The sequence below is a fragment of the uncultured Thiodictyon sp. genome (genome assembly GCA_903837595.1).
Taxonomy (GTDB): Bacteria; Pseudomonadota; Gammaproteobacteria; order Chromatiales; family Chromatiaceae; genus Thiodictyon.
On sequence record CAILVI010000281.1, the window covers coordinates 1 to 11,899 of the forward strand.

Consider the following 11,899-nt stretch of genomic DNA (forward strand, 5'->3'; position numbering starts at 1 on the left):
CGCCAAGCACGCCAAGCACGCCAAGCTGAAAATTTTGCTCGCCGCGTCAGGAGTATCGCCGATCGCCTCGCTGATGAGAGTCAAGATGACTTCAGCGGCCTTGCTCGAGCACCCGTCCGTCGCGAAGTGCGGTGATGCACTGCGCGGCCCGGATCACCCGAATATGGATCATCGTTGGCGGGCGCTCCGGGATGCTTGTCGTCATGTTTTGCCAGTGCCATGAGCAGCATTAAGCGAAAGCAACAACGGCTAAGGGAGAGCCAGGTCGTGAGAGCAAAGGCTATGGTGGGGATCGATCCAACCGACCTCACTATTGAGCCTCCATGCGGTGCGGTTATGGCCGAGCGCGCGAATCTTGGCCACAACAACACCTATAGCCAACTGCCGCGCTTCTACATCGATAAGGTGGTCTGCTGTCGGCAGTGTGGCAGCACGAGGTATGGCCTGCCGGGCGCCCGAACCGCTATCCGAAGCTGGCGATCAAAGCACTCAATCGACGCCGCCCGAGCGTCGAGCTCGATCTGAGGAACACAAAAAACCACCCGCGGCATGAATCGACTCTCCTGCTAAAGTCCGGAGATGGTGGAGAAGGAAATCTGGGTTTACCTCCCCGCCGACAACCTGATCCGTCTGCTGATGGCGCAGGCGGCGCTGCTGGCCGACCAGGTCCCCCGCCAACTCAGCTTCAAGCTGCGGACCCTCTGGCAACACTATCGCGACGCACTCGCCACCGCGGCCGACCTGGCGGCCTTGCTCGCGATGATGGCCGAGCCGCGGGTCGGTCTGCGTCCCGGCCGGATCGAGCCCCGGGCACTGAAACGACGACCGCGTAATTTTCCGCTGCTCATGGAGCCCCCGGGCACTGGCCCGACAGGAGATCCGACTCGATGGACACCCCAAGGCGAAGTGAGAAGGCATGAAAGTGCATCGAGTCACCACGCATAACAGCATGATTTAGATGGAGCGTCCGCTTAAGTCAGTGCCATTCGGGTCTTACCCCCAGCGGCACCCGGAGTTGGGTAAGGCATGAATATGCGATTGACTGGGCTGATTTCGTGTATTACCATGCTGCGCTAGAAGGAAAGTTGATCAAACTGCAAGACCAGAGATTGTTTATTTAACAATCAGTGCTTTGGTGCGCCAGGGTTGATTTGATCACCGTTTCCTTAGAACGCTTTCACACGAGAAAAATCGCAAACGAGTGGAAGCCCGCGGGCGCAACACTCACCAAGCTCATGTTGCGCAAGAACAGCCCGTCATCGACCGCCGGCTGCTGGATACACGCTTTTTTCATTTAAATCATACGCACACGCGCTTCTCCGTGGTAACCCCTGCGGCCGCCCGGGTTGGCTTAATAATACGGAGATAGCCATGAAAGTCATACCTTCGCGCGCTTCCTTTTTTGGCCGGCTGCTGATTAGCGCGACGGTCGTGTGGCTGATCTGCGCCGGCAATGGCAATGCGGCGGATTATCTGGCGCCGGTTCCGGTTGATTCGGCAGTAAGGAAGCAATTTATCGCTGCTTACGAAGACTTCAAAGAGAAATATCTGAAGACTTTAGCTGTCGGTATTAAGACGGTTGTTGAGGGTAGAATCGCTGAGCGCGAGATGAACCTGCTGGTAGAGATGGGGGAGATCGATCAGAAGATAGAGGAATTTGTGCAGGCCCGGCCCTCGTTAAAAGGTAGCGACCGGATCGCGGAGATCAGACGGATAGTAAAGGCCTCGCCCATGATCGGACCGCTCACTGAGGCAAAATTTGCCCCGACAGGAGTCTCAAAATACCTTGGGGTAGATGCGAAAGCCATCTATGATTCAGTCAAGTCTACCACGGATGCCATTAAGAAAGAGCTCGATGGCCTTTACGCAGCGGGAATCCCGACTGTCGAGCCATCCCAGTTTTGGCGTCACGTCGACCAAGCTATATTTGCGCCCAAATTTGCACCCGATCTTATTTGGGAAAGGACTGGAAAACCATTCACAGCGGACCGGCTCAATACGGTGCTGCGAGGCATTACGGCCGTGCAGCGTGAAGGCCTGAAGGACTATTTCATCAAGCTTGATCAGATTCGCAACAGCTTGTCTTTTGAATCGCCGTTAACGATTGAATGGCAAAAATACGGAGATTGGGTAGGAAGGGGCGGTATGGTACTAGACAGTCTCGATATTATATTTGTCACTGCCAAGATTGCGGAGAATATTTATACTGTCAAAGACATACTGGATGTGGCTTCCGCGAGCGTCAGTCTGGTCGCTGCTTTCAACAAAGTTGGGATGAAGGTCGCGGCGCCGGTCGCGATTGTCGCGGGCCTACTTAATGACGTTGAACTGACAATGAAGATAGCCGCGGGCTTTATCGACGACAGACCGTGGGATATCGCCGTGGCGGACCCGGTCGGGTCCTATCTTACTCCGGTTCAAATGCAGGAATATTACTATGATATCGCTTATGAGTACATCAATGGTTACGGGGCGCAGTTCGGGTGGCTCGAACTGGCTGTTAAGAAACGTGATTTTAACCTGTTAATGGCGAGTCTCGAGAACTTGTATCGCTTCAGTGAGGCCGCTCGGGCGTTTGAAGCTGATCAATCCTGGGGTCAGGGCTATCTGAGTAAAATCTCTATTCCGGCCTTGTTTGGCGTCAGTGTGCCGCCCGACACGATCAACTCCTTCGAAGCGGTCGCACGTCCCGAGATGAGTCTCGACGACATAACGAACTTTTACCTGCGGAAGTTCCTGGCCGAGGCATATCGCGATCTGAAGGCCGGTTTGCACGACGTGCAGATACAGGTGGACAAGGATGCCGATGCGCTTCTTGAGACGATGCCAAAGATGCTGCTGGCGGTGCCCGACACGGCACGCGCCGCATTTGACCCCAACGACCGCTCATTTGCAGCCAAGGCCGGTGATCGTGTCCAGCTGACGCTTTTCAATGCCGAGCTTACCAACTATGCCCCCCTCACTGGTGATATTACCGTCTATTTGAAAGTAAAGGAGTTGTCCGGCGCGGCCCCCTGCCCTGGCAACATATCGCGGAGCGAGTGCGTCATCAGTAACGCCCTGGCGGGAACGCCCGATGCCGTCCGGATTGAAGCCGACGGCAGTTTAAGCTTCGTTGTGCCCAGCGACGGCCGCTACGTGGTGCTGGCGGTCGCTGACCGAATCTCCGGAAAAGTCCACTACAGTATACCGGCGCCGCTCGACGTCATGTTGAGGCAGGCGGCGCCGGATAGTCTGCTAGGCTATTGGAGCTTCGATGCCTGCGATGCGGCTGACGACAGTGGTAATGGTCTGAATGGCGCCATCGTTGGCTCACCCGCGTGCGTCGCCGGCAAACAGGGTAAGGCGTTGCGGCTCAACGGCTCCGCCGACTGGGTGAGCGTGGCGGGCGCCGACGCCTTCCCGCGGGGGGCGCTCACGATCGCGTATTGGGTCAACCGGGAGGGACAGGCGCTGACGGGCCCCCAGGACTACGTCTACAAGGAGGGCGCGTTTCGGTCTTCGGTGCTGCCCAACGGACAATTCAACAGTGGGTTGTGGAAAGGCACGCCGGGTGATTGGAGCGCCTATCCCTCGGGTGCCGTAAACCTGGCAGTCGGCGATGGCTGGGTCTTTTACGCCTGGACCTACGATAACGCGACCGCGACGGCGAAGACCTATCTCAATGGTGAACTGGTCCAGACCGCCGTGGAGACTGATCCGCGTGCGGTGTTGCGCCAGTCGTCTGCACCATTGTTGTTGGGCCGCAACGGGAACGCAGATGCCCCGTATGCCGGAGGCCTGCTGGACGAGGTGCGCTTGTATGGCCGCGCACTGTCTGCGAAAGAGATCGGCGGGCTGTATAGTGCCGCGGGGGGCGCGGGGGCGAGTGATCTTGAGGTGATTGCCTGGGGCGACTCTGGCATCGAGAGAACCAGCGCCGTCAGGAATCTCAGGTTCAAGGCATTAGCGGCTGGGGCTAACTTTAACTTAGGTCTAAAGCAAGATGGTACGGTGTTCGCCTGGGGTATGGTAAGTGCGCTTCCGACCGACCTGAGCGGAGTTAAGGCGATTGATCTAAAGGGGGCGAGCGGCCTGGCCATCAAAGAGGACGGTACGGTGGTCGCCTGGGGCCCGAACACCTATGGTGAATCGACGGTACCGACCGGTCTGGGCGGGGTGAAGGCGATCGGTGCGGGGGCGGCCCACAGTCTGGCTCTCAAAGACGACGGTACTGTCGTGGCCTGGGGTTATAACCGCTATGGTCAGTCGACGGTCCCGCCGGGTCTGAGCGGGGTGAGGGCGGTCGCTGCGGGGTTGGCTCATAGCCTGGCCCTGAAAGAAGACGGTACGGTGGTCGCCTGGGGCCGGAATAGTTATGGTGAGTCGACGGTCCCGCCCGACCTGACCGGGGTGAAGGCGATCGCTGCGGGAGTAGATTGCAGCTTGGCCCTCAAAGGCGACGGGACGGTCGTGGCCTGGGGCGATAACAGTTATGGTAAATCGACGGTCCCGAGCGGTCTGAGCGGGGTCAAGGCGATCACCGCGGGGGACGCTCACAGTCTGGCCCTCAAAGAAGACGGGACGGTCGTGGGCTGGGGCTTGGACGGTTTCGGTCAGTCGACTGTCCCGAGCGGTCTGAGCGGTGTGGTGGCGGTCACTGCGGGGTCAGGTCACAACCTGGCCCTCAAAGACGACGGTTCGGTGGTCGCCTGGGGCTGGAACATGGGCGGTCAGTCGACGGTCCCGCCCGACCTGAACGGGGTGAAGGCGATCGCTACGGGGCACTCCAGCGGCGTGGCACTCAGTGCAGATGGGGTGGTCTTTTTCGTGGGCGACAACTATGTCGCTCATGTGGACGGCTCCCAGAACGGCCTGAGGGGGATCAAGGCGATCACCGCGTCGTTTTATCACCGCCTGGCCCTCAAAGACGACGGTACGGTTTGGAGTAGCGAAAACGCTGGCGTATTGGCGGTCCCGCCCGACCTGACCGGGGTGAAGGCGATCGCTGCGGGGTATCAGCACGACTTGGCCCTGAAAGAAGACGGTACGGTGGTCGCCTGGGGCCAGAACACCTATGGTGAGTCGACGGTCCCGCCCGACCTGAGCGGGGTGAAGGCCGTCGCCGCAGGGGAGTATCACAGCCTGGCCCTCAAAGAGGACGGTACGGTGATCGGCTGGGGCCAGTCGACAGTCCCGAACGGCTTGAGCGGGGTGACTGCCATCGCCGCGGGGGGCTCGCACGGCCTGGCTCTCAAACAAGACGGAACCGTGGTGGCATGGGGAGCTAACGGGGGAGGTCAGTTGAACGTCCCGAGCGGCCTGAGCGGGGTGAAGGCGATCGCCGCGGGGCATACGTTTAGCCTGGCGCTCAAAGAGGACGGTACGGTGGTGGCCTGGGGTCAGTCGGGGGTGGGGGCCGGGGGTCAGTCGACGGTTCCGGCCGGAGTGGTCAACGTCAAAGCCATCGCTGCTGGGGGTTCCCGCAGCATGGTCATCGGCAAAATCATTCCGCCGCCCTTGCCGCCCCCGCCGAGTGTCCGCTTCCTGTCAGAAAACCTCCCCGACGGCACCTATCAGGTCGGCGCCGCCACCAAGCAGTGGCGCTTCAAGACCGGAGCGGTGCCGGTCACCGGCCTCAAGGCGGTCGGGGTGAGCGCCGATGCGGCCCTGAGCATTGGCGTATCGGAGATCGCCTTGGGCGACATCGCGGCCGAGACTGAGTTTCTGGTTACGCTGCCGATCAATCCGCAGCGCGCACCTGGGACCCTGTCGAGCGTCTGGAAGCTGGTGGACGGCGGCGGCCAGGCGGTGACGATCAACAACTCGCCCAGTAACACCTTCTGGCTGCGGCTGCGCACCAACCGCCCGCCGGTCTTCTCGTCGTTGCAGTTGCCGGCCTTCGGCGGACTGGCCGGGGCCGAGTTGTCCCTGCCGCTGCTCGGGCAGGACCCGGACGCGGACCCGCTGACCTTCGCGGTGGTGTCCGGGGGCGGGACCGTCGATGGGAACACCTATCGCGCCACCTTTCAGACCCCCGGGGTTCACGACGTGAGCGTGCGGGTCTCCGATGGCCTGGAGAGCCGCGAGCAGATGCTGAGCGCCGTGGTGTTGGACGCCGGCGGGCTGGCGCGTTTTTATGCCGACGTTGCGGTCCCGGCGGCGGATTCCAACGGTGCCTATGCGGCCATCCATTACCTGGCGACCAAAGGGATCGTGATCGGCTGCGGCACCACAGCCGCAGGTCAGCGCAACTTCTGTCCGGACCAGCCGACGACCCAGGCCGAGGGGCTGAAGATGCTGCTGTCGGCCGCCCGCGAACGTGGCTTCGTCACCCTGGACGAAGGCAATCCCGCGCTGGCGAACCTGTGGGTGCTCGATGACGCGGCCGGGGCCTACATCAACAACACTTGGGCGGCGCCCTATGCGGCTACCGCCGAGCGACTGGGCATGATCGACGCGGCGTCCAGTTGGGACCCCGCGGCCCCCGTGACACGGCAGGTGCTGGCCCGTTGGCTGGAGCGGCTGCTGGACCTGGCAGTGCCGACCGGGCTCTTGGAGGCGCGGGGCCTGACCGCGGTCTATGCCTTCCCCGACGCGGCCAGCTTCGTCGACGATGCGGCGTACCGCCAGGCCCGGGAGGCGGCCTTTTTTGGCTACCTCGGACAACTCGGGGCGGCCTTTCTCCCGGGCGAACCAATGACCCGCGGGGACTTTGCGGTGGTCGCGGCCAAGGTTCTGCGTACCCCGACGATGGAGGGGCCGGTCTTGGGCGGTACCGTGGTGGGCGAACGGTTCGGCCGCGCGCTGCCGGTCATCACCCAGGGTCAGACGCTCACCGTCGAGGGCGTGCGGGGTCTGCGCACCCAGGAGATCCTGATGGTCGGTGACCTGGTGAAGGAGGACTGGCTGGAGCCGGCGGACAACTACGTGCGGGTCGGCGTGGCCCTGCTCGACGGGACCTCCTTGGCTGCGCTGCGCTATGTGAGGGACCTGGCGAGCCAGCCGCTGGCCCTGGATACCGGCACGCTCGACCTCAAGGGCAACAGCCTGCTGACGCTCGCGGTCTTTCTGGAGAGTCGCGCCCCCGAGGGTAGCGGTCAGACGCGCGCGAATGTGATCAAGGTCTATTACGTCGATGTCGCCGTCGATGTCGCGGATCGCGACAACGATGGCGTGAGAGACGATCTCGATCCCTGGCCGGACGATTGGCGCTTCCGGCACGATCAGAATCACAATGGGCTGCCGGATAATCTGGAGACTCTGTTGGGCGCTTTGGGACGCGACGGTAACCAACCGGCGCTGCTGAATGGCCAGGCAGTGGGGTATACGCTCTTTGATGCGATCATCGGCAACCTGCCCAACGATCTGGCCGGATTTGCCCTCCAGCTCGAGGTGACGGGGCTTGGTACGGTGACCAGCAGCCCTGCGGGTATCGCCTGCGGCAGCGATTGCCGCGCGACCTTCCGATCCGGCGCGGCCGTCACCCTCAGCGCCAGCCCTGACGACGGCAATGACTTCGCCGGCTGGGGCGGGGCCTGTGTGGGGGCGAGTGTCTGCGTGGTCGACATCAACGCGGCCACGCAGGTCACCGCGACCTTCATGATCGGCAAGGCCAACCAGCGCCTTGTCTTCGGCCTCGCCCCGACCATCGTCGTGGGCGCAACCGGCAGGGTCACGGCCACCGGCGGTGGCTCGGGTAACCCCATCATCTTCAGTAGTCAGACCACCGCCGTCTGCACTACCAGCGGCACCAATGGCAGCACCGTCACCGGCGTGGCCGTCGGAACCTGCATCATTGCTGCCGCCCAGGCCGGCAATGTGGACTACAACGCGGCCCAACTGGCGACCCAAAGCTTTGTTATCGGTCAATTCTGCTCGGAGTGTCTACCGGGCCGGGGGGGGTGGCGGGCGATCCTGCGTTAAATTCTTCTCGGCCAGCAGGTGCGGCGTGGTGATGAGGTAGGGCGGTACGGTGTCCCAGTTGCGGCTGGCGACGCGGAACCAGACCCCGCCGTCGGCCGGGTCCTGCATCCCGAGCAGCCAGTCCATGCCCCAGTCCAGTTCGTCCAGGATGTCCGGGAATCCACGACGCGCTGCACGTTGTCGCCGACCAGATGCTGATTGGCCTTGCTTAGGGCGCGGGCATCAGGGTCCGTGCGAGAGTTGGGTCCCGCCACTGTCCTCCAACTGCTTGAGCTGGGACTGTTTGTGCACTTGGCGCGCCTGGAGCCGCGCGATCTTGGCGGCCACGTCCGGGACTTCGCTCAGGTCCTCGCCGAGGCCCCGTTCGGCGGCGTCCTGGGCATCCAAGCCGTCATGGCCGGAAGGTTCCGCCACTCGGGCGGCGCCACCCCGGCGCCCGCAACCAACGCGGACGCCGGGCGCCGTCCGAGGTTAGTTGTTCTGAATCACAATCCGCGGGAACTTGGCAGCATAGTCCTTGGCCGTCAACGACAGCTTGGCGGCGGTCCGGCGGGCGATCTCCCGATAGATGGCGGTGGCACGCGAGTCGGGCTGGGCGACCACCGTCGGCTTGCCGTTGTCGGTCTCTTCGCGGATATGGATGTCGAGCGGCAGGGAGCCCAGCAGGTCGATCTCGTATTGATCGGACATGCTCTGCCCGCCGCCGGAGCCGAAGATGAACTCCTCATTGCCGCACTTGGAGCAGATGTGGATGGCCATGTTCTCCACGATGCCCAGCACCGGCACCTGCACCTTCTGGAACATCTTCAGTCCCTTGCGCGCGTCCAGGAGCGCGATGTCCTGGGGCGTGGTGACGATCACCGCGCCGGAGACCGGGACCTTCTGGGCCAGCGTCAACTGGGTGTCGCCGGTGCCCGGGGGCAGGTCGATCACCAGATAGTCCAGGTCCGCCCAGTTGGTGTCGTTCAGCAGCTGCTCCAGGGCCTGGGTGACCATGGGGCCACGCCAGATCATGGGCGTCTCTTCGTCGATCAGGAAGCCGATGGACATCGCCTGGAGCCCGTAGGCCACCATCGGTTCCAGGGTGTTGTTCTCACCGAACTCGGGCTTGCCGGTGATGCCGAGCATCCGCGGCTGGGAGGGGCCGTAGATGTCGGCGTCCAGCAAGCCGACCTGCGCCCCTTCGGCGATCAGGGCGAGCGCCAGGTTGACCGCGGTGGTGGACTTGCCCACGCCACCCTTGCCGGAGGCCACGGCGATGATGTTCTTGACCTGATCAATGGGCTTGAGCGCCTTCTGTACGCCGTGGGCGACGATCTTCCAGCTGACATCCACCGCGACCTCCGTGACCCCGGAGACCGTCAGCACCTGCGCCTTCACCGCCTCGGCCAGTGATTCCCGGATGCCGTTCGCGGGGAAGCCCAGGACCACCGTGACCCGGACTTGGTCGCCCTCGATCGCGATCCCTTTGATTGCCCCGGCGGCGACCAGGTCGCGTTGGAGGTGCGGCTCTAAGTAACCCTTGATTGCCGCCTCGACCAATTCTTTCGTCACTTCAGCCATGCTCTGCTCCGGTATTTCGATCGCACACCGGCGGAGGCCGGCGCGCGTGGTGTGTGGCCGACGCTGCGCTCGCCGCCCGCCGTTGATAAGGTCCGGAAATCGGTCCCGGGCCGCACCAAATCAAGGGTGCCGCCGTTGGTCGGCCCGCTCCCGCTCGTGAGATACTACCCGACTTTGCTCTAGATACCCTCCCAAGCACTCCACCGAGCCGTCCCATGAGCGACCCCCGCGAGATCCTGATCACCAGCGCGCTGCCCTACGCCAACGGGCCCATCCACATCGGCCACCTGGTGGAGTACATCCAGACCGACATCTGGGCGCGCTTCCAGCGGATGCGCGGCGAGCGCTGCTGGTATGTCTGCGCGGACGACGCCCATGGCACGCCGATCATGCTCAAGGCGCGCCAGGAGGGGATCGCCCCGGAGGACCTGATCGCCCGGGTGGCGGCCGAGCACCAGGCGGACTTTGCGGACTTTCGCGTCGCCTTCGACAACTATCACTCGACCCACTCGGACGAGAACCGCCACTACGCCGGCCTGATCTACGCGCGCAACCGCGACGCCGGACACATCGCGCGGCGCACCATCACCCAGGCCTATGACCCGGTCGAGCTGATGTTCCTGCCGGACCGTTTCATCATAGGCGAGTGCCCCAAGTGCGGCGCCCCGGCCCAGTATGGCGACAACTGCGAGGCGTGCGGGGCCAGCTACTCGCCCAACGAGCTGAAGAACCCGCGCTCGGCGGTCTCCGGGGCGGTGCCCGAGCAGCGTGAGTCCGACCACTTCTTCTTCAGGCTCGCCGACTTCGAGGCGATGCTGCGCGACTGGACGCGCGGCGGCAGCCTCCAGAAGGAGGTCGCCAACAAGCTCGGCGAGTGGTTCGAGTCCGGGCTCCAAGAGTGGGACATCTCGCGCGACGCGCCCTATTTCGGCTTCGAGATCCCGGATCACCCGGGCAAGTTTTTCTATGTGTGGCTGGATGCCCCGATCGGCTATATGGCGAGCTTCCAGAACCTGTGTGACAGCCCGCGCGGCCAGGCGGCCGGGCTCGACTTTCACCGCTTCTGGTCCAAAGACTCCAAGGCCGAGCTGTATCACTTCATCGGCAAGGACATCATCTATTTCCACGCGCTGTTCTGGCCGGCGATGCTCGACGGGGCGGGTTTCCGCGTCCCCTCGGCCATCTTCGCCCACGGCTTCCTCACCGTGGACGGGGCCAAAATGTCCAAGTCCCGCGGCACCTTCATCAAGGCGCGGACCTATCTGGATCACCTCAATCCCGAATATCTACGCTACTACTTTGCCGCCAAGCTCGGCCCCGGGGTGGATGACCTCGATTTGAACCTGGAGGACTTCCAGGCCCGGGTGAACTCCGACCTGGTGGGCAAGGTGGTCAATATCGCCAGCCGCAGCGCTGGCTTCATCACCAAGCGGTTCGACGGGCGCCTGTCCGCCACCCTGCCGGACCCGGCCCTGTTCGCGCAGTTCGTGGCGGCCGGCGACTCCATTGCCGACGCCTACGAGCAGCGCGAATACAGTCGGGCGGTGCGCGAGATCATGGCCCTGGCCGATCGTGCCAACCAGTACATTGACGAGCAGGCCCCGTGGGTGCTCGCCAAGCAGCCCGGCCGGGAGGCCGAGCTGCAAGGCGTCTGCACCATGGGGCTCAATCTGTTCCGGTTACTGATTGGCTGGCTGCGGCCCATCCTGCCCGGTACCGCCGAGGATTCTGAAATCTTCCTCCAGGCCCCGCCGCTTACCTGGGCGGCCCTGGGTGAGCCACTGCTGGAGCACCTGATCGCCCCCTTCAAGCCGCTGATGACCCGGGTCGAACCGGCGCAGGTGGCGGCACTGTTGGAGGCATCCAAGGAAGACCTGTCGCACCAGAGCGTGCCCGCGACCGACAAGGGCGAGGTCCTGGTCCAGGTCGATACGTCCGCCCATCTGCTGCGCGACCCCATCGCGGCGACCATCGACTACGACACCTTTGCCAAGGTCGACCTGCGGGTGGCACGCATCCTCGCTGCCGACCTGGTGGGGGGTGCCGACAAGCTCCTGGTCCTGACGCTCGACCTGGGTGGTGAAACCCGCCAGGTATTCGCCGGCATCCGGGAGGCCTATAACCCGCGCGACTTGGTGGGGTGTCTCACCGTGATGGTCGCCAACCTGGCCCCGCGCAAGATGCGCTTCGGCGTCTCCGAGGGGATGGTGCTGGCGGCCGGACCGGGGGGGAAGGACATCTTTATCCTCTCTCCCGACGAGGGCGCCGAGCCGGGGATGAAGGTCAAGTAGCCCCGTAGGGTCCGCTGCGCGGACCAGCGATCTCCATTAGGAACCGGACCGGCGGTTCACCATACCCAGGACCCGTCATGCCTAAACAGAACCGTACCCATCCCCGGACCATCGATCTCGTCGTCACCTGCGAACGCCCC

Annotated in this window: 7 protein-coding genes; 4 read left to right on the plus strand and 3 right to left on the minus strand. The window is 63.3% G+C overall.

Annotated features, from left to right (window positions below; translation table 11 throughout):
- The 3 genes from QZY44_RS15370 to QZY44_RS15380 all read left to right on the plus strand — a co-directional run.
- The coding region (locus QZY44_RS15370; RefSeq protein ID WP_295447790.1) for a hypothetical protein at window positions 1–223 on the plus strand (223 nt) is incomplete at its 5' end.
- A 356-nt stretch (window positions 224–579) separates the two neighbouring features.
- Entirely contained in the window at window positions 580–945 is a 366-nt protein-coding gene (locus QZY44_RS15375) for a hypothetical protein (protein ID WP_295447793.1), read from the plus strand.
- A gap of 1,389 nt (window positions 946–2,334) precedes the next feature.
- Window positions 2,335–7,905: a LamG-like jellyroll fold domain-containing protein gene (locus QZY44_RS15380; protein WP_295447795.1), complete on the plus strand. Its 5,571-nt coding sequence runs from the start codon at window positions 2,335–2,337 to the stop codon at window positions 7,903–7,905.
- Here QZY44_RS15380 and QZY44_RS15385 read toward each other — a convergent pair.
- The 3 genes from QZY44_RS15385 to apbC all read right to left on the minus strand — a co-directional run bounded on the left by QZY44_RS15385 (window position 7,867) and on the right by apbC (window position 9,468).
- Complete coding sequence (locus tag QZY44_RS15385) at window positions 7,867–8,031, minus strand: hypothetical protein (protein ID WP_295447798.1); 165 nt, start codon at window positions 8,029–8,031, stop codon at window positions 7,867–7,869. The genes QZY44_RS15380 and QZY44_RS15385 overlap by 39 nt on opposite strands.
- Before the next feature lie 96 nt (window positions 8,032–8,127).
- Complete coding sequence (locus QZY44_RS15390; protein WP_295447801.1) at window positions 8,128–8,319, minus strand: hypothetical protein; 192 nt, start codon at window positions 8,317–8,319, stop codon at window positions 8,128–8,130.
- 57 nt (window positions 8,320–8,376) lie between these two features.
- Window positions 8,377–9,468: an iron-sulfur cluster carrier protein ApbC gene (gene apbC, locus QZY44_RS15395; RefSeq protein ID WP_295447802.1), complete on the minus strand. Its 1,092-nt coding sequence runs from the start codon at window positions 9,466–9,468 to the stop codon at window positions 8,377–8,379.
- A 215-nt stretch (window positions 9,469–9,683) separates the two neighbouring features.
- Between apbC and metG the strand changes: the two genes are divergently transcribed.
- Entirely contained in the window at window positions 9,684–11,759 is a 2,076-nt protein-coding gene (metG, locus tag QZY44_RS15400; RefSeq protein WP_295447805.1) for a methionine--tRNA ligase, read from the plus strand.
- Window positions 11,760–11,899 lie beyond the last annotated feature (140 nt).

Coding starts and splice junctions, on each gene's coding strand:
- QZY44_RS15375 (WP_295447793.1), top strand. CDS start 580: ATGGTGGAGAAGGAAATCTGGGTTTACCTCCCCGCCGACAACCTGATC.
- QZY44_RS15385 (WP_295447798.1), bottom strand. CDS start 8,031: ATGGACTGGCTGCTCGGGATGCAGGACCCGGCCGACGGCGGGGTCTGG.
- apbC (WP_295447802.1), bottom strand. CDS start 9,468: ATGGCTGAAGTGACGAAAGAATTGGTCGAGGCGGCAATCAAGGGTTAC.
- QZY44_RS15380 (WP_295447795.1), top strand. CDS start 2,335: ATGAAGATAGCCGCGGGCTTTATCGACGACAGACCGTGGGATATCGCC.
- metG (WP_295447805.1), top strand. CDS start 9,684: ATGAGCGACCCCCGCGAGATCCTGATCACCAGCGCGCTGCCCTACGCC.